Origin of the sequence: Mucilaginibacter sp. RCC_168 (assembly GCF_041355315.1) — a bacterium.
Lineage (GTDB): Bacteria > Bacteroidota > Bacteroidia > Sphingobacteriales > Sphingobacteriaceae > Mucilaginibacter.
Map to the genome: position 1 here is coordinate 38793 of NZ_JBFUPN010000002.1, position 24248 is coordinate 63040.

Consider the following 24248-nt stretch of genomic DNA (forward strand, 5'->3'; position numbering starts at 1 on the left):
TTTTCAAGAGCTGCTTAATTTATAACAATAGCATTAGGCCGTTACAGAATCATTAGGGAAGAGTTCACTCCTCTCTATCCCTTGCTTAATTCCCATTTCCAAACCACGCAATTCCGCCAGTCCTTTCAAGCGACCGATAACCGAGTAGCCGGGATAGGTATCATAGCGGTAATCATCAAGTATTTTATGTCCGTGATCTGGGCGCATGGGTATAGCAACGTCATCTCTTCCGGCTAATTTTCTCCGTATTTGCTCCTTTACGACACTTTTCATCACCGCGCCCATATCAATATTACCAGCCAGATGTTCATCTTCATAAAAGCTACCATCGGGCTCAATCCTTACATTGCGTAAGTGTAAAAAGTGAATATGATTGCCCAATCGATCTATAATGCCAGGAACATCATTCTGTGGATTAGCACCCAGTGAGCCTGTGCAAAGAGTTAAACCATTGGACGGTGACGGACAGGCATTCACAACATCTTGCAGGTCCTGCTCGCTACAAACAACGCGCGGCAGACCCAGCACCGGGAATGGCGGATCATCAGGATGGATGCACATTTTGATACCCAAACGCTCCGCTTCAGGCATAATTGCACGCAGAAAGTAAGCAAGATGATCCTTGAGCGCTAATGCATTAACCGCTGAATATTTCTGTAAGTGTTCTTTAAACTCTTCAACAGTAAATACTTCATCTGTACCTGGCAAACCTGCCAGTATGGTATTTTTCAGCACTTCTCTTTCCTGCTCGCTAAGATTATCAAAATAAACTTTGGCAGCTTTTTGTTGTTCAGAAGTAAAATCATCACAAGCACCGTTCCGCTGTAAAATAAACAAATCGAATGCAGCAAGTGCGGGCGCATGAAAACGCAAAGCCGAAGCCCCATTGTTTAAACGATAATCCAGATGCGTACGTGTCCAGTCAAGTACAGGCATAAAGTTATAGCAAACAATATTAATACCGCATTTCTTCAGGTTGTTAAGTGTTTCGATGTATTTATTGATGTATTCATCCCGCCTAAACGAACCAATTTTAATACTTTCATGAATATTTACACTCTCCACAACCGACCATCTGAAGCCGGCCGCCTCAATTAATATTTTCCTTTGTTGTATCTCATCAACACTCCAAACATCCCCACAAGGTATGTGATGCAATGCGGTTACTATTCCGGTGGCACCCGTTTGTTTAATGGCTTCTAAAGTAACCGGATCATTTGGTCCAAACCAGCGAAAGGTCTGCTCTAAATTGGGTATCATAACGGTATTTTTCTTAAATTCAAATATAAAAAAATAAGGCAATCGATTGCCTTATTTTTCCGCAATTCTAATTCATTTTTTTATCTTTACCTGTTAACTAAAAAAACTTAGATGGCAGACAACCGGAAAGACATAACAATTTATGATATCGCGAAAAAGCTTCACATTTCTGCAGCTACCGTGAGCCGGGCGCTTCAAGATCATCCCCGCGTTAACAAAAACACCAAAAAGCTGATTAGAAAGACCGCCGAAGAAATGGGATATCATTTTAACAGCTTTGCCAGTAATTTACGAAAAAAGAAAAGTAAAGTTATCGGAGTAATCGTTCCGCGCCTTAACAGCAACTTTATGTCGGATGTGATTGCCGGCATTGAAAAAGTTGTAAATAATGCCAATTACGGCCTTTTCATCAGCCAGTCGCTGGAAACCATGCAAAGGGAAATTACCAACGCTGAAGCCATGTTAAATAACCGGGTGGAGGGTTTGCTGGTATCTCTTGCTTATAATACTACCGATGTTGATCACTTCAAAGAATTTATCAGACGAAAAACTCCTGTCATATTCTTTGACCGGGTAACAGAGCTCGAAAATTGCCCGCTTATTCATATTGACAATTTTAAAGCGGCTTATGAAATCACATTGCATTTGATTGACCAGGGCTGTAAACGCATTGTTCATATTACGGGTAACCTGTTAAGAAACGTTTATGCGGATCGGTTTGCCGGATACAAAAAAGCCCTGGAAGACAGAGGGATGCCTTTTGATGATAGTTTTGTTATTGTTAACGATTTAAGTGCAGCCGCAGGTACTGCCGCCGCCGAACAAATTTTACAAATGACTCCTTTACCAGATGGTGTATTTTCTTCAAACGATATTTGCGCTATTGCCTGTATGTTAGCGGTTAAGCAAGCGGGAATTAAAATCCCCGGGCAACTTGCTTTTGCTGGATTTAACAACGACCCCACATGTTGTGTGGTTGAACCAAATCTTACTACAGTAAACTACAAAGGCTATGAAATGGGAGAAGTAGCCGCTAAAATGATGATCAATTATCTGATTGACAAAGATGATGCTCAGCCTGCCCATAGCGTTATCTTACGCTATGAGCTTTTGATAAGGGAATCATCACTGAGAAAATAACCTGTTTTATACCTAAATAATAATAAATGATTTCTGAAACTAAAGTTGCTATCGTTACCGGAGGCGCCTCAGGCCTGGGTTTGGCAACAACTAAGAAGTTTGTTGAAAGCGGCATTAAAACTATAATAATTGGCCGCAATGAACAAAAACTGGCTGAAGCAGTCGCAAAATTTGGCCCCCTTTGTATTTACAAATCATATGATTTAAATAATCTGGCAGGTATTCCTGCGCTTATTAATGAAATTATAAAGGAATACGGCATACCTGATATTTTGGTAAACAATGCTGGTATCAATCAAAAAAAAGCTTTTCTTGATGTTACTGATGAAGATTTTCAGCGTGTTCTGCAAACTAACTTAACATCGGTTTTTGTCATCAGCCGGGAGGTGATCAAATACATGATTGAAAAAGAATCCGGAAGCATAATTAATATCAGTTCAATGGCATCAAGATACGGCATACCTTACGTTATTGCCTATTCGGCAGCCAAATCGGCCATTGAAGGTATGACCCGGGCCATGTCAACAGAGCTTTCGCCGAAAGGCATCCGTGTCAACTGCGTTGCTCCGGGCTTTATCGCCACAGACATGTCAGCTCAGGCACTTAATAACGACCCGGAGCGGAAAAACAAAGTAATGTCAAGAACACCAATGGGAACGCTGGGCGAACCAGCCGATATTGCGGAAGCTATTTACTACCTGGCTTCTGACGCTGCTAAGTATGTAACCGGTACTATATTAGTTGTAGACGGCGGTAATTCTGTTGGTTTTTAATTGATTAATCCAAAAACCTATATAATGATAAAAATAAAGAGCCTGTGCATATTGACAATGCTTCTGCTTACAGGATACACCTCGCATTCGGAAGTGCGGTTGCCAAAATTGATCAGCAATGGTATGGTGCTGCAGCGAGATACCAAAATAAAAATATGGGGGTGGGCCTCGCCAGGAGAAAGACTTACTGTTAAGTTTAATAACAAAACATTTAAAACGATTACTGCATCGGACGGAAAATGGACCGTTACCCTGCCCGCTATGAAAGCCGGCGGACCATTCACCATGAAAATTGACGGAACAAATCAAATTTTATTAAGCGATATTCTTATCGGTGATGTATGGATTTGCTCAGGGCAGTCAAATATGGTTCACCAAATGGAACTACATAGCGTCCGGTACGCCAAAGAAATTGCCAGCTCAAACAACCCGGCAATCCGGCATTTTTGGGTAACCAATACCACCAACATGCTGGCACCTCAACAGGATGTACCCGGCGGTTTATGGAAAAAGGCTGAGCCTGCTAATATCAGAGAATTTTCTGCAGTTGCTTATTTTTTTGCTGATGCGCTTTATCAAAAATATCACGTGCCTATCGGGTTAATTAATTCGAGTTGGGGCGGCACACCGATTGAGGCCTGGATGAGTGATGAAAGTCTTAAAACTTTTCCGGATTTGGAAAATATAGTAATGAGGAACAGAGACACAGCCTTCCTTAACCAAATAAAAAAGACACCTGCAAATACTACCGGGTCGCATCCTCCGCAGGATCAAGGCCTATCAGAAAAGTGGTTTGATCCGGCTTACACACCAAAAGAATGGCGTAGAATCGCCGTCCCTGGTTATTGGGAAGACCAGGGCATTCACAATCTGGATGGCGTAGTTTGGTATCGCAGGGAGATTAACATTCCACAGTCTATGCTTACTGCGCAGGCAAAGGTTTTTATGGGGCGTATTGTTGACGCGGATGTCATGTATATAAACGGCAAGCAGGTTGGCACTACCTCTTATTTGTATCCGCAACGGCGTTATACCATTCCCGGTGGGGTACTAAAACCGGGCAAAAACCTGTTTGTAGTGCGCGTTACCAATAACACCGGTAAAGGTGGCTTTGTGCCTGATAAACCCTATCAGCTTATTGCCGGAGCCGACACGATTGAGTTGACCGGATACTGGCAATATAAGGTTGGCCTCGTAAAAGTTCCCCAGCGCACTTCTACGGGCGGGGGAGGCTTTGCTGCGCAAAATCAGCCAACTGCATTATATAATTCGATGATTGCCCCTTTGCTTAATTATGGAATTAAGGGATTTCTGTGGTACCAGGGGGAAGCAAATACAGGCAAACCTGCCCAGTATGCCAAACTACAACCAGCAATGATTGCTGATTGGCGGCAAAAATTTCAAAAACCGGATGCGCCGTTTCTTTTTGTTCAGCTCCCCGGCTTCATGGATATGAATTATCTGCCTTCCGAAAGCCAGTGGGCGGCCTTTCGCGAGGCGCAGGCGGCTTCGTTACCCGTTCCAAACACAGCTATGGCGGTGGCGATTGATGCTGGTGAGTGGAACGACATTCATCCTGATGCAAAAAAGGAAGTAGGCCAAAGATTAGCCTTAGCAGCGGAAAAAACAGCTTATCATGATAATAAGGTAGTGGCATCCGGACCGGTTTTCCAATCGGCAGCGATTGATGACCATAAGATCACCGTTGTTTTTAATTCAGTTGGCTCTGGTTTGGCCACCAAAGATGGTGAAGAGCCACAGGAGTTTGCTATAGCGGGTGCCGATAAGGTATTTGTTTGGGCTAAAGCAAAAATTGAGGGCAATAAAATAATACTGACAAATGATGAAGTGCCTCACCCGATGTATGTACGCTATGCCTGGGCAGATGATCCGGTTAATCCAAACCTGATTAATAAAGAAGGTTTACCCGCCGCTCCTTTCCGGACGGACAAACCTTAAATTAAAAAGAGCAGCCGGTTAACCTTCTCCAACCGGTTGCTCTTTTTGATAAAGTATTTTCCTTCACTGCAAAGATGTATCTCATCTTAAATTAATCTCTGCTCGACAAAACAAGCCTCGCCGTTTTCATGTTTGGTGCTTTAGCGGTCAATATCAATTTACCTGTTTGTTTGCTTCTCGAGCGGATAATGACCAGGGCCATGCCGCCAAATGCTTTTCGAACTTTTGAAGAAAAAGCCACCAGATCGGTCGGATCTCCATTATCCGTGGCTACAATTTCTGCCGGCCCGGATATGGAAAAGGTAATATTATTATTAGCTTGTGGTACCAGGTTTCCATCTTTATCCAAAACCTTTAGCGTAACAAAAGATAAATCAGATCCATCCGCCCTGATCTCATCCCGATCGGCGGTTAATTGCAGATTAGCTGAATTGCTCGCAGTTTTAACGGTTTCTGTTGCCCAAGGTTTTCCATGCTTGTAACTCACCACTTTGAGTTCACCAGGCTCATACTTTATCTCGTCCCATCTGAAACGATATTCATACTCACCACGCTTTTTTCGCCCCATTGATTTTCCATTAAGAAACAGTTCGGCCTCATCTGCAGAAGAAAAGACATGGACCGGGGTAACTTGCCCTTCCCTACCAGGCCAGGTCCAATGCGGCAGAATATGAGCAAATCGCAAATCGGGCCTCCATCGCGCCTGATATAAATAAAACCTGTCCTTTTTAAAACCAGCGAGATCTATGATACCGGAATATGAACTCCGGGCTCCGTAATAAGGGGTCGGCTCTCCTAAATAATCCCAACCCGACCAAACAAACTCGCCGCCTACAAAAGGATGCTTGTCCTGTGAGGCAAATACTTTGTCGGGCGAAGCACCAAATTGAGCGGTATACAGCTCATATGCACTCACATATTGATTCTTAGGATCGCCACCTGAGGTGTCACTCACCGGGGCACTAAAACCGCTAAATACCGGAAATATATAGGTACCGCGTGTACTCAGTGCAGACGCGGTTTCACTACTGATGATAAGCTTTTCAGGAAATTTGTCATGAAAAGCCGAATACAACGGTGGCGCTTTAATTCCCTTTAAATGAGCATACGCCGGTGCATCCCGGATGCCTTCGCCCTGGTAATTGAGCGAAATAATATCCATAACCTTCGGAAACGGCATTTCCGGCTTTGCGTAATTCATTGAAGCCGTGGCAGGCCTTGTTGGGTCCTCATCTTTTACAATAGCTTTTAATTTATTGGCCACGCCTGCCCCTGTTTCTGCCGTGTATTGTTCCCCTACTTCATTGCCGAAGCTCCAGGCAATAACAGACGGATGATTTTTATCCCTCCTGATAAACGACCTTGTATCCGCCTCGTACCAGTCCGGGAAGATGAGATGAAAATCTAAGGGTGTTTTTCCCTGTTCCCAGCAGTCAAATATTTCATCAATTACCAAAAAACCCATCCGGTCTGTTATATCCAATAGTTCGGGAGCCGGCGGATTATGAGACAATCTGATCGCATTGCATCCCAGTTCCCGCAATAATTCCAGTTGTCTTTCTGCCGCTCTGTAATTAAATGCGGCACCGAGTGCCCCCAGATCATGATGTTGGTTAACACCTTGTATTTTAACAGGCTTTCCGTTAACCAATACACCTTTAACAGGGTCAAACCTGATATCTCTGATACCAAATTGGGTTTCATATGTATCAGTGGCCCGGCCATCCGCAAATAAACGGGTTACAGCTACATACAAATTGGGGGTTTGTTTTGGCAGAGGCCCCCATAGAGCCGGGTGATGTATCAATACCTGGCTTTTTACCAAATATTTAGCATGACTGCCGAGATTAATTGCTGACTCGGGAAAACTGCTGATCTTTTTTAACTTTCTACCTCTCTCGCTCAAACTGTATATGTCTGTCACCACATTCACCCGTTTGTTTATCGCTCCCTTATTCTCGATATTTAAGTCCAGGGCCACAGTTGCGGAGGATTCAGAAACATTTGATGTATGTACAAAGGTTCCCCATTGCGCTATTTGCACCGCGTGGGTTTTAACCAGCCAGACATTTCTGTATAATCCACTGCCCGGATACCATCGGGATGAGTTGGGAGGATTATCCAACCTGATGGCTATTTGATTGTCCTGACCAAACTTGATGTATGGGGTTAAATCAAGTCTGAAAGAATTGTAACCATAGGGCCACCCCCCTACCAGGTTGCCGTTTAACCATACCATAGCATAAGACATGGCGCCATCAATTTCCAGATAAATGGACTTATCCCGGTCTGCCGCCGCAATATTGATCTTTTTTCTGTACCAGGCAACACCCTGGATAGGTAACCGCCCCATGCCACCGCCAACAATAGCATCTACACCTTTATAAAAAGGTCCTTTTGCAGCCCAATCATGAGGCAAGTTTATATTTTCCCAGTTTTTGTCGTTAAAGCCCTTTTGTACAAAGGGAAAACCACTGCCGGGATTTCCGTGTGGTCGTACAAAACGCTTTGAAGAATCCTTAATAAAATCATTTGCTGTTGGCAGTATCCATTTTTTCAATACTTTTTCGGAAGTACCTTCAAATACAGTTTGAGACGGTCTGCTATCTGCTATGACGTCATCTTTGTGGTTGAAAACAGCGGGGCGTTCATCATAAATTAGGTCGTCTGCTTTGCCATTGTAGCGCATAAACATCCAGCCCTTGTTGATATTGATCCTTTCTCTCGCTTTTGCCCGATTAATCACTTTTTGCTGAGCTATGGATTGAAAATGGATTAATATCAAAATGAAGGACAAAAAATTCAAACCGATTTTACTTGGATGAAAAAGAAATCGCTTTAAAATATTTTGCTGGTTAAAAACTATGAGGACTGAAGATTTCATATCAGACAAAGTGGTTCGGATGAGTAATTTTATTAAAAAACAATAAAGGAGAGATGAATTCACCTCCCCTTATTAGTACAATCTTAATCGTTAATCAACAGATACATAAACAAATCAATATCCTGGATTTTGATAGCTCTTTTTATCTGCCGCGCTCATATCCATTCCGTCCAATTGTGATTGGGGGATAGGACGCAGGTAATAATTTGGTGCAATAGTACGTGTAAATGTACCAACGGTATGATCGTTCCAATCATTCGCGTTTGTTTTGCCTGCAATTACAAAGGTGCTGCTTAATTCGGCCCATTTTTGTGTACGCACAAGATCAAACCAGCGATAACCTTCTCCAAAATACTCACGGGTTCTTTCGGTCAAAATATAATTAATATCGATGGAAGCAGGCGTAGCAGCTATCACTGCAGCACTATTATCCTGTACCTTAGCCACATTGTTGCCATTATCCCAACGCCATCTCCCAGCGCGCCCGCGAATAACGTTAATGAGCCCTCTCGCAGTACCATCATTTGCGTAGGTACCGCCAACTCCCTTTGTAGCAGCGCCCTTAACCGCGGCTTCAGCTGCTATGAAGAACAGCTCAGAGAATTTAGCTACCGGAAATGGTCGGGTAAGACTACCGTTAGGCTGACCCAAACCACCATTATTATCTGTACGGTAAGGCCCCAGTTTCCAGTTGCCGGGGTAACAAATTCTGCTGAATGCACTTGGTTCAATTACAAAATCTGCCCGGCCAGGTAATACTCCGGCACCAACCGTGCTTTTAAATTGTGAATTGGAATAATCCACACCATTTACATCGTCATTTAAAAAGGTAAGTACTGGCTCACCTTCGGCTACCGGCAAAAAGTTAGCGTTGTACAAATAAGCCGGAGTTGCATTATTTACTTTTACAGCTGCCTCCACAAAATTTGTACGGTAGCGGGTTACAAAAGTACCGTCATAACGCGAATCGCTCGTTTTATCGGCAAAAGTACTTTTAAATATAGCCTGAGGGGGAGCGAGCATTGTCCATGGGCGGCCCAATGACTGTACTGCCGCACGTTGTACAGAGCTTACAGGTGTCCAACTGTTACTGGAAGTGCTGCTTTTAATATTTGTATAATTCCATTGCTCAAACCATTGTGCAAAGCTGTCGGTACCAAAGCCGCCACCGCTATAGCCTAAATCGCCGCCGTTGTAAATGCTGCTGGTTTGTGTGTGATCAGCATATAACAAAAGTTCGTTATTGCGATCGTTCGTGGCTATGTTCACGTCGTAAAACGTGGGCTGTAAACCAAACGTCCCGGGATCCTGGATAGCAGAGGTTGCAACATCATAGGCCTGCTGAAAATACCATGCCGCATCATGACCATTGGGATCGGTTCTTGGTGTGCTTGGAAAAGTTGGGATATTGCTGGGATTTTGCAGCCACCAGGCGTATGTCAAATAAGCTTTCGCCAGGAAAAGACGTGCCACCGTTTTGGTAACCCCACCAACAACACGCCCGGTGGCCGGCAACTTATCTATCGCGGTTAATAGATCCGGAAATACTGCTTTCGTGTAAACCTCTGGTACCGTATTCCGTTTTGAAGTTCTTATGGTAGATGTGTTAAACTTCAATTCACCTCCACCCAGATCCAATGGTACCCCACCAAAGGTTTGTACCAGCAGAAAGTAATCAAACGCGCGGAAGAATCTGGCTTCTGCAATCAGGGCATCGGAAACACCCACGGCCGCGCCATTTTCAATTACACCGCTGGCCGTATTGATATTGGGAAATGCGGCTCCCCAAAGAATACCAGTATTACTTGTTGATGGATCTATATTTCCTACACCTGAAAAATCAAGGCTTCTTACATTTCCATCGGAATTTTGCCCCCAGGTTGCCTCATCTGTACTAATTTCATTTGAATTTAAAAAATAGCCATTACCATACATCAATCGCAGGTGAGCGTAGCATGAGGTGATTCCACCTACTACGCCAGCCTGTGTTTTAAAATACTCCGGCGTAAAAATACTACGCGGTTTTTCATTCAGAATTTTTTTGCATCCTGTTAAGACGAATGCGGTTAAGACTGTTAGTCTAAATATGTTTGTATATACACGCTTCATTGTCTTATATTTTAAAATGTTACATTAATACCCAATAGATAGTTACGTGTTGTAGGAGTATTATACCCCACTGTCAGCAGCCTTCGTTGTCCATATCCATAGGCAACAGCCATATTTGCGTTGTCGTTTGCATATGAGTTAGGTTCAGGATCCAATTTTGACTGACTGTAATAAGGAGAAAAGAATATAAATGGATTTTGTGCAGTAGCGTAAACACGCAGCCTTTTTATGCCGGCCTTTTGCGCCCAATTACCGGTTATATTGTAACCCAGCGAAATAGTACGTATTTTCATATAAGAGGCGCTGAAATAGCCCGAAGTAGAACCGTATTTGGGGTTGTTACTATTTTTAGGTCCGTTAGGATCAGGGTATTGGCCATTGGGGTTATCCGGGGTCCAGTAGTCTATGGCAATCTGCCCACGTCGTCCGTCTTCAAGATTCAGATAGCCATTGGAACCATACAGGGTACTGTTTAATATCCCACCATTCTGGAAAACTCCTACAATTGTAAGGTCAATTGCTTTATAGGCTACCCGTGTGTTAAATCCACCTTGAAATTTAGGGTCAGCATTCATAATTTGCCTGTCATCAGACCCAATAACACGTGTAGGTGAGCCGTCAGGATTGTGATCACCTGTATAAAGTACTTTAATCATGCCTACCTGCCCGCCGCTTCCTTCATATTGCTTCACCGCGGTAGCTTCATTGGCCTGCCAGATCCCTACCTTTTGATAATCAAATATCACGTTCAGAGGATGCCCAACAAAAAGCCAGTTACTTTCGTCACGTGTTTGTCCGGATGCAAGGCTGGTGATTTTATTAACGTTACGATATAAATTCACACCAGTTTCCCACGTCCAGCCATTTTTATTACTGAAGATCACTCCGTTAAGTGAAATCTCAAATCCTTTGTTTTGTGTAGATCCAACATTCCCGGTATAGCTACTTACACCAGAAGTAGCAGGCAAGCCTACGCTAAGTAAAAGATCATTGGTATTGGTAACATAGCCTTCAACCGTACCCGAAAGTCGGCTTTGGAATAAGGAGAAATCTAATCCCAGGTTTTTAGTTTTGGAGTACTCCCACCCTAATGCGTTATTAGGCAATTGGGTTACATAATATCCGTTGGCGTTTGTAGCGCCAAAGTTATAAGGTCTTACACTCAATTGTCCGAGGGTGGCATACGGCGCTACAGACTGGTTGGATGTTTGCCCGTAACCGACCCTAAGTTTCAGGGAATTGATCCAGTTCAGGCCTTGCATAAACGATTCCCGATGAATGTTCCATCCGGCCGAAACCGCTGGATAACTGTGCCACTTATGGCCTTCAGCCAGTCTTGATGAAGCATCACTGCGGAAGGTAGCACTCAGCAGGTAACGATCGTCATAAGAGTACATTATGCGGGCCATATACGACTTTAAGCCACTAACCCAATAAGATTGGTTGTTGGGATCTATTGTGATATCATCGTTACTTCCTGTTGAGGTTTGCCCCAGGTTGAAATATTGAAAATCGTCGCCGGCAAGGTTTTTTCTGCCGATAGATGAACTGTTATAGCTTATTTGCTCTGATGAATATAATCCTACCACATTAATAGTGTGCTTTTGGGCAAAAGTTTTATCGTACGAAAGCAGGTTTTCAATTGCCCATTGCGTGGTAAGCGAATTATTAACTGATGCCGTGTTAGGATTTGCCACATCGGAACTAAAAACACCGATACCCGTGTAGCTTCCTGTGTATCCGGTACGATAGTTGCCTCCCAGATTTAAACGGTATTTCAATCCATCCACTCCTGGAATTTTCATTTCGGCATAAGCTGAATTATATGAACCAAATTCTTTTGTTCTGTTTATGTATTTATCACCTAATGCATTCATCGTTCCTTTGGTATAAACCCATTGAATGTCTTGTGGCATGGTAACTACTCTTTTGGTAGTTCCATCGGCATTAAACGGATTGGCGATCGGCGACATGCTTAAAACACCATACATACCTAAATTGGCGCCATCGGTGATACTGTAACTGTTATTAGTAGTAAACCCTATACGGAACAACTTACCTATCTCCTGGTCTACAGAGCCACGAAGCGAAATACGGTTATATTGAGACAAGGGTATAGGGGCCTCATCCCTATAATAGCCCACACCAAATTTGTAGCTTGTTTTGGTTGCACCTCCCGTTACGCTTATATCATGATTTTGCACAGCGGCATTTCTATAAAATAAATCCTGCCAGTCTGTATTTATCTTTCCTGTCGGGTCTTCGTCAGCGCCCGGATTCATATTCAACCCGGCTCTTTTCCGCAATGCAATATATTGATCGGCTTGCATCATCGGATATTTCATAACGTCTTTAATGCCGTAATAACCGTTATAAGATACTTGCGGTTCCTGCCCCTTGCTGCCTTTTTTTGTAGTAATTAATATTACACCATTAGCTCCGCGGGATCCGTATATAGCGGTTGCAGAAGCATCCTTCAAAATGTCTAAACTTTTAATATCGTCCGGACTGATATCTGCAATAGTTCCGCCAAATGGGATTCCGTCCAGAACAATCAAAGGATCGTTTTCGGCATTGATAGAACGTGTACCTCGGATGCGGATTTGCATAGTGGCGCCAGGCTTTGTTGATGTTTGAGCCAATTCCACACCTGCCACGCGGCCTTGTAAAGCCTGCGCAATATTGGCCGAGGGTACCTCATTCAATTTAGCCCCGCTTACAGAAGCCACTGAACCGGTTACGGCCTCCCGGCGCTGGCTGCCATACCCTACTACCACCACGTCCTGTAAATTTTTTGTCTCTGATGCCAATGTAACAATGATGTTAGTTTGGTTATTTACAGCCTTTTCCTGTCTGGTAAAGCCTATAAAAGATATTTGCAATATGGAATTGCCAGGTACCGAAAGCTGAAAGCTGCCGTTAGCATCGGCTACTACTCCAATCTGAGAACCTTTTACCTTAATTATGGCTCCGGGAACTGATTGACCGGATGAGTCCATTACCCGTCCGTGAATTTTGATGTTTTGTGCATAAAGCGACAAGGAAAAAAGAGTCAACAGGGCCATAAAAGCGATGGTAAAAATGCTTTTAGAGTGAAACCTGCACGACTCAGTTACCTTTTTTTTTGAGTAAACTGTCATTCGCATAAGCGTACAATTAAATAGGTTAATAAAAGATTAATTATGGTGTACAGTGCCGGGATTTATCCGGCTGGTTTATAATCAGATGACTAAAGTAGAAGAATTTATTTAAAAATGCAATCGATTGCAATATATTTTTTCCTACCTTATTCATTTGAGTTAAAGGTGTAGTGATTATTAAAAAAAAGGGGATTCCATTTTTACAAGTTTAAAACGAGCTAAATAAAGTTAAATTAGCTATAAACAAACATGCAAATACAATCTCATGATCATTGAGGGGAAGAAAAGCAAAATCTTTTAGTAGCAGACAGGTAGTGTTATCAATCAAAGCTACCCATCCTAAAAACCTATAAATTTGTAAATAAATACAATCGGTTTCATAATATGTAAAATTGGGTATCGCAACCTTTATAACTTGGTTATTAGTATAAACAAGGCTTACCTTTATATGGATAAGGGAAAGGATATTTATTATAAATCAATCGCCTGAATTGGCGCGATTTTATCAATGGCGAATGATGTTCATCAAAACCACCGGAAGGCAGGAAAACAGAAGGAACGCTTTTATAAAGCGATATGTATTTGTATTACTGAGCTCGTTTAAAATGCTATCAATTGGTGTATATTTCAGATCGGACTTCGGAAGCACTTTCACGCAATGATAGCTGATCGTTTTTTTATAGTCTTTCTATATAATTGATGATAAAATTCGCAAGCTGCTCCTGCTCCCCAATAGATAACAGGTCGCCATCATAAATCCAATACCCCTGCTCATCAAATAAGATACAGCCCAGGTTATCCGGCTTTTCATCAAAAGCGGTATACAGCTGATAACATTGGGCTACTTTACCAGGCGGATTACCTGGCACTACCCGTATAATTTCATCGGGGCCATTAATGCGCTTTACAAAAGCTTTAGCCTCCCTGGTCAGATAGCTATGCGTGGTCATTTTTAACGGTTGTAATTTTTCCAAAGATAAATAAAATACTAATATTTTTAGTATTAACTTTACCCCCATGATTTAATATGTCAGAAATTAAAGCAGATATCATTTACTGTTACGCAAGAGCCTTTCTTTATGGAAAGAGCTTTTTATATTAAGATGAATTCTATTGATAATGTTATTATTGTAAACGAATGACTGAGCTTAATCCCGCGATGCAATTGGCCGCCGATTACCTGGAATTGACCAACACGGTTATTTTTCTTACAGGTAAGGCGGGTACTGGCAAAACCACTTTTCTGCAAAACTTAAAGCATACTTCGAAAAAGAAACTGGCCGTGGCGGCGCCAACCGGTGTAGCGGCGATCAACGCGGGAGGCATGACCATCCATTCTTTATTTCAATTGCCATTCGGACCGCTTATACCCGGTGGGAATGAGCGACCCGACATCCATTATAACCAGGAAAAGAAGGAACTGCTGGGCAATCTGGAGCTGCTGATCATTGACGAAATTAGTATGGTACGCCCGGATATACTGGATCAGATTGATCTGATCTTGCGGAATGTTAAGGAATCTCCCCATCCTTTTGGCGGTGTACAGCTATTATTGATCGGAGATCTTTCACAACTGAGTCCCATCATCCGGGATGAAGAATGGATATTATTAAGTCGTTATTATGCAACGCCCTATTTTTTCAGTGCTCTGGCAATGCAAAAGGCATCTTATGTTCGGATCGAACTAAACCATATATACCGGCAAAAGGAACAAGCTTTTGTGGATATCCTGAATGAAGTGCGAAACCAGCAGATCAGTAAGGAAAGCCTGACCTTACTGAATGCACGCTACATGCCTGATTTTCGGTCGGGCGCCGACGATCCTTATATTACGTTGACCACACATAACAGCATTGCCCAACAGGTAAATACGGAATTCCTGGAAGCTTTGCAGGGACAGGAATTTGAATTTGCAGCCACCATACGTGGTGATTTCCCTAAAGATGCTTACCCTACCGAAACCCGGCTCAAACTCAAGATAGGAGCTCAGGTGATGTTTGTCAAAAATGATGGATCAGCAGAAAAGCTGTATTATAATGGCAAGATTGGTACAGTTAGCCGCATCGAGGGCAATACCGTATTTGTTCAATGCAGCCGGGAAGATAAAGAGCTTGCGGTAGAAACTGCAGAATGGACGAATGTGAAATACCAATTGAATGGTGAGGCTATCAGTGAAAGTGATGCTGGTAGTTTTGCGCAGATCCCCTTAAAACTGGCCTGGGCCATCACTATCCATAAAAGCCAGGGCTTAACTTTCGACAAAGCTATTATTGATGTTAGTGAAGCCTTTGCCTCCGGACAGGCCTATGTTGCACTAAGCCGTTGCCGCACTTTATCGGGTATGGTCTTACGCAATCCTATTAGCGCCCATAATATTATTGGTGATCCGGCGGTCATTCGCTTTAACGAGCAGGCGGCTTTGATTACACCTGATGAACATACACTTCAACGCGACCAACTGCTATATGAAAAATACTTGCTCGGTGAATTATTTAATTTCCATGCACTGCAAACCAGGCTCAGAGGTTTCGAAATGCTACTTCCTGACCTGGAAAAAGACATTATTAGCATTGCGGGTAAGTTCACTAAACAACTCAAAACCGAACGCAGCCAACAGGCCGCTATTTATTTTCTTGAAAAACTTACAGCCGCTATCGAAAGTCTGCATCAACAATTACCCGGCCTGATCAAACAATCGAAAGAATTAGCCAAAAAAGCCGACCAACTCGTTGTTTGGCTGATGAACCGCATCCGTTTATTGGAATATTTTGCGCAAGCTCCTTTTACGGCTACTACCTACCTGGAACTGACCAAAGACAAGATTAAAACATATGACAGATCCTATCTGAAGGTACTGAACGCCCCGCCCAATGAAAAACTATATCAACAAATACTTGATTGGCGGGAAAAAACGGCGATTAAAGAAAATATCATGCCCAATATGGTACTTTCTGAAAAGACCCTGATGACAATAGCGGAAAAACTACCGGATACACTCAAAACCCTGGGCACCATCAAAGGGATCGGTGTGCATAAGGCAACGCAATATGGACCTGAACTGATCGGATTGATCCGTACCTATCAGCATGAATTACAAAACCCCGGAACAGAGCAGGTTAGTTTGTTTTAAGCCAGGCATTATCTACCCGAAAGAATATTTGCCCTGGCACTATTTACTACGCCATCCCAAAAATGGTAAACTAACGGGAAGGCAAAACATATAAAAACGTAATAACAAATAATTTTATCATAAGACTTGATTTACAAATTCTTTTTTCTACATTTGACTGTACTACCAAACTAATACACTAAAACAATGATTCAAATAAGCAATTTGAATTTTAGCTATGATCGCAAACGCCCTTTGTTTAAGGACCTGAGCCTTAACCTTAATGCCGGTCATATTTATGGGCTGCTCGGAAAAAACGGGGCAGGCAAATCAACCTTGTTAAAAAACATTGCCGGCTTAACATTCCCGGCATCGGGCAAATGCATGATCAACGGGATAGAAAGTTCCAAAAGATCTGTATCCATTTTGCAAGAGCTTTATTTTATAGCCGAAGAGGTCCATGTACCTGTATTAACACCTGCTCAATTCCTCAAACGCACCGCCGGTTTTTATCCTAAATTCAGCACCATTGATTTTTATGGCTATCTGAAAACTTTAGATATTGACGATGCTTTGCCAATGAGTAAAATGTCATACGGGCAACAAAAGAAAACAATTATAGCTTTCGGATTGGCTACTAATACAGGTACACTTATCATGGATGAGCCAACCAATGGTTTAGATATCCCATCAAAAGTACAATTCAGGAAACTAATAGCATCTGTGCTAAATGATGACAGGTGTATTGTAATATCAACCCACCAGGTACGCGATCTGGACAGCCTTATTGATACCGTATTGATATTGGACGATCACCGGATAGTAGTTGAACAGTCTGTTGATGAGCTTACCGAAAAACTAATTTTTGGCGTATTTAACGATACCGATGGGCTGCCTGTACTGTATGAAGAAGATACGCTTAAAGGTAAACATGCCATATTACAAAACACCAGCGGTAAGTTCAGCAAAATGGATCTCGAGCTGCTTTTTAACGCAGCAACCAGCGGTAATACTAAATTGTTAAATATTCTAAAGCCGACTACCTATCATGAATAATTTTTTCAGCTTCAAACGTTTTTCACGGCTGCTTATTAAGCACAGCGCCGAGCATTATCGAACTTATTTAATGTCGATTGGTGTTTTGGCGGGTGTAATGTTGCTTGGTGGTTCATTTATATTTTATATGATACCAGGGCCAATGGATGCCGGCTTCCAAACCGCGTTGTTTGCTATTCTTATGCTCATTGCCGGCAGTCTTTTCACCAGCACCGTTTTTGCAGATATGGGCGATAAAAGAAAAGCCATACCGGCTTTAAGCCTGCCTGCGTCTACATTTGAAAAATACCTGGTAGGCTGGTTTTACTCTTACCCGCTGTTCATGATCATATATACGGCGGTATTTTATCTTGTTTTGCTTGGCCTCATCAGTATAAAACACTGGCCCGGCCATAACAGTGAAGTCTTCAGCATTTTTCAGGACAGATTTTCGATATTAATTATTCTTTTTTCGTTGCTGCACGCTATTAGCATGTATGGCGCAATCGTTTTTGAAAAACTGCATTTTATTAAAATTGCCTTTTGCTTTTTCATATGCTATGCCTTGCTTATCATTTGTAATACGTTCTTTTTGCAATCAATTATGGGGCGTAATATATTTCCGGCAACACCATTCGGTTTCCTGAATTTTATGGAGGGCCATAACTTTTATTCTCTTAGTGTGGGTTACGAACAAACGCTTTGGATTTTTGCATCCTTATCGATAGTGATATTGCTATTCTGGATAGCTACTTATTTCAGGCTTAAGGAAAAACAGGTTTAAAGGAACACGAAATGGAATTTAAGGATAACGAAGCAATATACCTCCAGATAGCTGCTTTTGTGTGCGATCAGATTTTGATGGGCAAGTGGCCCGCCGATCAGAAAATACCATCGGTGCGCGAAATGGCTGTTGAACTGGAAGTAAATCCCAATACGGTTATGCGATCATACGAATTTTTGCAGGGACTGGAAATAGTTTACAATAAACGCGGACTTGGTTTGTTTGTTGCTGCCGATGGCTTTGCCAAAGTTAAAGCATACCGTAAACAAAATTTTGTGCGCCAAAACCTGCCTGAGCTATTTAAGAACATGTACCTGCTTGATATTTCAATAACGGAGATCAGCGAACAGTATAGACAATTTCAAATGAGCCAGCCCAGCATAACACCTCAACATAACCAGGATGAAAACAAGTAATAAATTTTTAACAGCCGCCGTAGTCCTGCTCCTGTTATCGGTGGTCTTATACGATTTTCAGCTCAGGGCTGAATATAAAAAAGGAGACTTCAGAAACCCATTTGGCAACTTTATCAAGTTAAATTTAAGTGGATTTAAGGTGATCAACCTCAAATCATCTACCGCTATAAATATGAAAGTTGTGAAAGGACCTTTTAAGGTGCTTACCGATCCGGACGCCATTGAATATGCTAAAATAAACCAGCACGGAGATACATTAAATGTAGAAGCCAGTTTTAAATCCAATTTTCATAATGTGCGCTCTTCCTACGTCATGTATGTTTCATGTCCTGAACTCCATGCCTTTATTGCCGATGCCCGTTATACAGCAGGCGAAAATCAGGTAACAGATACACTTGCTGCTGAGGATTTTAAATGGCGTTCAACTATTATAAGCGGCTTTACAAGCAATCACTTAAAAATAACGCAGGATCATGCCAGCAATATCCTGCTCCAAAATGATAGTATAGCAATATTAGATGCTGTAACGGGTATAACTAATGGCAGCGCATCAAATCTTACCATCGGCAAGGGTAATCATATTGGCAAGGCTCAGCTTGATATCAGGAACAGCAGTCGTTTATGGATCAGAGAGGTCGGCAATACACAGTTCAATTATCATATAGCCGATAGCGCCAAACTTATTATAAACGGTTCATCGCAAAATATTTTAAAACTTAAACAGCCATGAAATTAATTATCGATTCTCTTTCAAAAACCTATGCCAATGGTGTGCATGCGTTAAAAAACGTATCGCTCACACTATCAAATGGCATGTTTGGTTTGCTTGGACCTAACGGAGCAGGCAAATCATCGTTGATGCGTACTATAGCCACATTACAGGAGGCCGATTCAGGAAGTGTATTTCTTGACGACCTTAATGTATTGAAAAATAAAACGCAGGTGCGCCAGTTACTGGGATATTTACCGCAGGAGTTTGGTGTTTATCCCAAAATATCGGCCGAACGGATGCTTGATCATATTGCACAGCTAAAGGGTGTGGGCAATAATGCCGAACGAAAAGATCTGGTACAGGGCCTGCTTGAAAAAGTGAACCTCTTCAAGGATCGCAAAAAGCACCTCGGCACGTATTCCGGAGGGATGAAGCAGCGCTTTGGCATAGCGCAGGCACTCATTGGCGATCCTAAGCTTATTATTGTCGATGAGCCGACAGCTGGACTTGACCCGGCCGAACGGAATCGTTTTTACAACTTATTGAGTCAACTGGGCGAAAATACCATCGTTATCCTGTCAACCCATATTGTTGAGGATGTAAGCACTCTTTGCGCCAACTTTGCCATTATTTGTCAAGGCGAGGTACTTTATGCCGGTGATCCTGAAACTGCAGTAAATGAATTGAATGGAAAGATCTATTCTAAAGCTATCGATCGTTCGGAGATTAAATATTACCGCGATGTTTATAATGTGATATCCACCCAGCTTAAAACGGGTAAGCTCCATATCAGGATATTACAGGAAACCGGGCTACAGGATGGCTTTGTTCCGGCCACCCCTAATCTCGAAGATGTATACTTCAGCAACATTGCCAAACGGGTAGATGTAAATACCATGTAAACAATTAAAAAACAATAACTTATGTTCTTGAAAATATTTCTGTTCGAGATCCAGAATAGGGTCCGCAGGCCAGCCTTTTACCTGTATTTTTTTGCAGTATTGCTTTTTACCGTGTTCGCATTTGCTACAGGGGCTTTGCCGGTAGCCGAAAAAGAGCACATCAATTCGCCTTTTTTAATAGCATTTTGGTGTGCAGGTATCACCATGATGATGATGCTTATAAGTTCGTCGGTTATGGGTTCTGCAATTTACCGCGATATTGAATATCAAACCAAAGATTATTATCTCACCTACCCCATCACCAAGCCTGGCTATTTCTGGGGCAGATACCTGGGTTCGTTTGTTTTTATGCTCATTATAGCGCTGGCTATTTTACTCGGTATATATCTCGGTACCATTATAGGCCCGCTTATTGGTAAAACCGACCGCGCTCAATATGGGCCAAACCACCTGTTATATTACTTATATCCATTTTTCAGCATCGCGTTACCAAACCTGTTCTTTACCTCATCGTTATTCTTTGGCCTGGTAGCCATAACCCGTAATGTGAAGGTGATCTATTTTGGTGGTATCCTCTTGTTTCTTTTTTATTTTATCGCCCTGTTCTTCCTTAATCATACAAACAACACAACGGTTATCGGCATATCTGATCCCTTCGGAATGAACGGCATCCGGTATCAAATGAACAATGCCACAGCCACCGAACAAAACAATAACCTGATCCTGATCAACGGCCCAATGGCCATTAACAGAATTATTTGGCCAGGATTGGGACTTGTCATTCTGCTGTTTACCTACATCCGCTTTAATTTTGAAAAATTCTTTAGCGGCAAGCGCGATAAAGCAGCCATTGATGATATAAATACAAAGGCAGCCAATAAGCCCATTAAAATACCATCTGTAAGTTTCGCGGGTAAATATGAACGGCGGGTTTTATCAAACCTTGTAAAGCTGGAACTGTTAAACATCATCCGCGATAATTACTTCTGGATCATTGTAGGCAGCGGCAGTATCTTTTTAGGTTTTGTATTTTGGTTGGGCGAAAGAAATTACGGCATATCCGATCTGCCGCGAACCGTAATGCTTTTAAGTATCTTCAATGATGCCTTTCCATTCTTCATCTTCTTTATTATCATGTTTTATACCGGTGAAACGCTTCAGCGCGACCGGCTTACCCGCTATGCCTTTATTAATGATTCGTTACCACCCCCAAACCGGGTATTAAACGGTTCCAAGCTAATCCCTTTACTCGTTATTGGTGCCGGCCTGTCGTTTATCCCTTTAGTTATCGGCGTAATTGTACAGCTTACCAAAGGATATACAGCGCTTCATTTAGGTACATATTTGAGTTATATTTTCATTATACTATTACCAAAGCTACTGCTGATTGTTGTGTTTTGTTACCTGGTACATGTAATCATCAACAATAAATTTGCCGCTTATGCGGTGGGTGTCACCTTATGGATAGGCTTTTTCTTTTTGGAGCTTACCGGCATGTTCAATTATCATTTATTGCTGTACTCCTACACTCCAAACACAGGCATCTCGGATATGGATGGCATGGGGCACATGATGGCGCCAATAAGCTGGTTTAATCTTTACTGGCTTTTAGGCGGTGGAATTCTCATCATTGTAGCCGCATTATTCTATTACCGGGGTGTAAGCTCGTCATTTAAAGAACGGTTGCGGCTGGTACCAGAACGCTTCGATAAAAAAACGAAGCTATTTGCAGCGGTACTCATCCCTTTGTTTTTAGTTGTGGGCGCATATATTTATTATAATGTAAGTTACCTCAATAATTATTTAAGCAAAAATGAGCTGGAAGACCGTGCTATTATTTATGAAAAGGCCTTAAAAAAATATCAGTCGCTGCCATTACCCAAAGTAACCCGCATAAAGATGGCTGTTGACATTTTTCCGGATAAGCAGCAGGAGTTTGTAAAAGCTCAGGTCACTATAATAAACAAAACAGATAAGCCCATTTCAAAAATGCTGCTTGATGCCGATGACCTCAATTATTCCATAGCTATTAATGGAAAACCAGTTCCATTCACTAATCCGTTATTTTATTCGCGGGGATTTTTCAACTGGTTTAGGCCGAAGCATGATACGGCCGATTTTAGATTATACCAATTGAGACAACCGCTTGCACCCGGGGATTCGGTTATTTTGGAGGTTAACTCATCGGTTTCACATATCGGTTTCACCAATGGACTTTATTCAACTAATCTGTTGCATAACGGCACCTTTTTTACAGGCGGCCTGCCTGGTTTGGGCTATGACGACGATGATGAAGTTGGTAGCCCATATGTACGTAAAAAGGCAGGCTTACCACCCAAAACAGCGGAGACTGAAATACCTCAAAATGACCCAATTGGCATAAGAACTTTGAAAGCGGGAAAATCTGCGGACTTGCTAAGCCTTGACGTTACGGTAAGCACCTCTGGCGATCAAACTGTTGTAACCCACGGCGAGTTGATCAAACAATGGAAACAGAACGGTCGTAACTATTTCCATTACATCCAGGACAAGCCGGGTATGTATGTGCCTTTCGGTATTATTTCGGCCCGGTTTACCGATAGCCGTGATAGCATCATGCTTGATCATAAAATATATATTGATGTTTATCATCATCCTGCTCATAATGAAAACACGGCCCGTTTTATAGATGCTTATAAGGAGAGTCTTAAATATTACAGCTCTGTATATGGCGCCTATCCATTCAAAAACATCAGACTTGCGGAAACCTCCATTTACGGCCCGCGTGAATCTTCAACAACCACGCTTGATACTTATGCGGAGTACAATGGCTGGCATGCTCATTTCACCCAACCAAATGAGTTTGATTACCTGTATTTTGCTACTGCACGTAATCTTGCCCAGCAATGGTGGCGCTTTCAGGTGGCCCCGAACAATACAGTAGGTTCATTGGTAATACCCGAAGGACTTGCCAATTACGATGCGTTGATCATGACCGAAAAAAAATACGGAAAAGCCAACATCCGAGCTGTATTGCTTGATCAATTATGGTATTACCTGTTTGTAAGACGCCGGCTGGAAGAAGGGGAACATCCGCTGATCAGGGCCAATCAATGGTTTGAGTGGAGCGGCAAGGCAAGTGTAGCCATGTACGGTTTACGCAACCTCATTGGCGAAGATAGTTTAAACAACGCGCTCCGCGAATTTAAAAATGCCTACGCATTTAAAAGTCAGCCGCCTTTTGCGGGCACAAATGATCTTTATCGTTATCTGCAAAAACATGTACCTGATTCTTTACAGTATTACATGACTGATACCTGGCAAAAGGTAACGCTTTATGACAGCAAGGTTAACGCTGTAACAGCTACAAAAATAGCAGGCAAGAACGAGTATAAAGTAACTATAAAGATAAATATCAATAAGGTATGGATAGATAGCAAGCGTAACGACGTGCCCGCATTAAAGATGAATGACTATATCGATATCGGGATCTTCGCCACGGACACGATTGATAAAAATGGAAGAAATCAGGCTAATCTCCTTTATCTCAAAAAATATAAACTAACCTGGGGCGAACACCAATTTACAATTACAGTTAAAGGTAAACCAAACGCTGCCGGAGTTGATCCGTTCGGCACGCTCGTAGATAGAAATCCAAATGATAATATGAAAACTATTGATCAGACTAACTAATATAATTGGGCTTCGTTGGATCGCCCTATAGAGCATCCTTAATTACAGGCAGAATTTCTATTGGCATAACACTTAATTGGACCAATTCCACAGCAATGCTAAAAACTGGCATGATTTTTTGTAAAGTTTAAATACATCAAATCTGAAAAACTATGAGATCATTATTGTATTTGATCGCAGTCATCCTGATTATAGGATGGGCGATCGGCGTATTTGCTTATTCAGCAACCGGTTTAATTCATGCTTTGCTTGTTATCGCAATAATTGCGCTTTTGCTGGGCATTATCAGAAGATCCAGTCCTACTGTGTGATGAACCTTAACTTTTAATGCGTTTTTTAATCCGCGTTTCAGA

The 24248-nt window shown here is 42.2% G+C and carries 16 protein-coding genes; 11 read left to right on the forward strand and 5 right to left on the reverse strand.

Annotated elements, in window-relative coordinates; genetic code table 11:
* Positions 1-33: 33 nt before the first annotated feature.
* On the reverse strand, positions 34-1260 hold the full coding sequence (uxuA, locus tag AB6735_RS01685; RefSeq protein ID WP_370994080.1) for a mannonate dehydratase: 1227 nt from the start codon (positions 1258-1260) through the stop codon (positions 34-36).
* Positions 1261-1371: 111 nt separating this feature from the next.
* On the opposite strand from uxuA, the gene AB6735_RS01690 reads away from it, so the two are divergent.
* Genes AB6735_RS01690 through AB6735_RS01700 form a run of 3 tightly spaced genes read left to right on the forward strand, consistent with a single transcriptional unit; the run spans position 1372 to position 5132 of the window.
* A complete protein-coding gene (locus AB6735_RS01690) occupies positions 1372-2400 on the forward strand; it encodes a LacI family DNA-binding transcriptional regulator (RefSeq protein ID WP_370994081.1) in 1029 nt (342 codons plus the stop codon).
* A 26-nt stretch (positions 2401-2426) separates the two neighbouring features.
* Positions 2427-3173: an SDR family NAD(P)-dependent oxidoreductase gene (locus AB6735_RS01695; RefSeq protein WP_370994082.1), complete on the forward strand. Its 747-nt coding sequence runs from the start codon at positions 2427-2429 to the stop codon at positions 3171-3173.
* 24 nt (positions 3174-3197) lie between these two features.
* Complete coding sequence (locus AB6735_RS01700; RefSeq protein ID WP_370994083.1) at positions 3198-5132, forward strand: sialate O-acetylesterase; 1935 nt, start codon at positions 3198-3200, stop codon at positions 5130-5132.
* Between the two features lie 91 nt (positions 5133-5223).
* Here AB6735_RS01700 and galB read toward each other — a convergent pair whose 3' ends face one another.
* The 4 genes from galB to AB6735_RS01720 form a co-directional block, all read right to left on the reverse strand.
* A complete protein-coding gene (gene galB / locus AB6735_RS01705; RefSeq protein WP_370994084.1) occupies positions 5224-7917 on the reverse strand; it encodes a beta-galactosidase GalB in 2694 nt (897 codons plus the stop codon).
* A gap of 213 nt (positions 7918-8130) precedes the next feature.
* Positions 8131-10125, reverse strand: a complete 1995-nt coding sequence (locus AB6735_RS01710; RefSeq protein ID WP_370994085.1) for a RagB/SusD family nutrient uptake outer membrane protein — start codon at positions 10123-10125, stop codon at positions 8131-8133.
* An 11-nt stretch (positions 10126-10136) separates the two neighbouring features.
* Entirely contained in the window at positions 10137-13265 is a 3129-nt protein-coding gene (locus AB6735_RS01715; RefSeq protein WP_370994086.1) for a SusC/RagA family TonB-linked outer membrane protein, read from the reverse strand.
* Between the two features lie 677 nt (positions 13266-13942).
* The gene (locus AB6735_RS01720) at positions 13943-14215 is read right to left on the reverse strand and encodes a hypothetical protein (protein ID WP_370994087.1); all 273 of its coding nucleotides are present in this window, start codon (positions 14213-14215) and stop codon (positions 13943-13945) included.
* Between the two features lie 188 nt (positions 14216-14403).
* On the opposite strand from AB6735_RS01720, the gene AB6735_RS01725 reads away from it, so the two are divergent.
* From AB6735_RS01725 to AB6735_RS01760, 8 genes are all read left to right on the forward strand, one after another.
* A complete protein-coding gene (locus tag AB6735_RS01725; RefSeq protein WP_370994088.1) occupies positions 14404-16395 on the forward strand; it encodes an HRDC domain-containing protein in 1992 nt (663 codons plus the stop codon).
* A 186-nt stretch (positions 16396-16581) separates the two neighbouring features.
* Entirely contained in the window at positions 16582-17430 is an 849-nt protein-coding gene (locus tag AB6735_RS01730; protein ID WP_370994089.1) for an ATP-binding cassette domain-containing protein, read from the forward strand.
* Positions 17423-18193 (forward strand): hypothetical protein, encoded by a 771-nt coding sequence (locus tag AB6735_RS01735; RefSeq protein WP_370994090.1) that lies wholly within the window; start codon positions 17423-17425, stop codon positions 18191-18193. Before AB6735_RS01730 ends, AB6735_RS01735 begins: the two co-directional genes overlap by 8 nt.
* Before the next feature lie 11 nt (positions 18194-18204).
* Positions 18205-18609, forward strand: a complete 405-nt coding sequence (locus tag AB6735_RS01740) for a GntR family transcriptional regulator (RefSeq protein ID WP_370994091.1) — start codon at positions 18205-18207, stop codon at positions 18607-18609.
* Entirely contained in the window at positions 18596-19339 is a 744-nt protein-coding gene (locus AB6735_RS01745) for a hypothetical protein (RefSeq protein ID WP_370994092.1), read from the forward strand. The genes AB6735_RS01740 and AB6735_RS01745 overlap by 14 nt, the downstream gene beginning before the upstream one ends.
* Positions 19336-20223: an ABC transporter ATP-binding protein gene (locus tag AB6735_RS01750; RefSeq protein WP_370994093.1), complete on the forward strand. Its 888-nt coding sequence runs from the start codon at positions 19336-19338 to the stop codon at positions 20221-20223. Before AB6735_RS01745 ends, AB6735_RS01750 begins: the two co-directional genes overlap by 4 nt.
* A gap of 21 nt (positions 20224-20244) precedes the next feature.
* Entirely contained in the window at positions 20245-23895 is a 3651-nt protein-coding gene (locus AB6735_RS01755) for a hypothetical protein (RefSeq protein WP_370994094.1), read from the forward strand.
* Between the two features lie 152 nt (positions 23896-24047).
* Positions 24048-24206, forward strand: a complete 159-nt coding sequence (locus tag AB6735_RS01760; RefSeq protein WP_370994095.1) for a lmo0937 family membrane protein — start codon at positions 24048-24050, stop codon at positions 24204-24206.
* Positions 24207-24248: the final 42 nt, after the last annotated feature.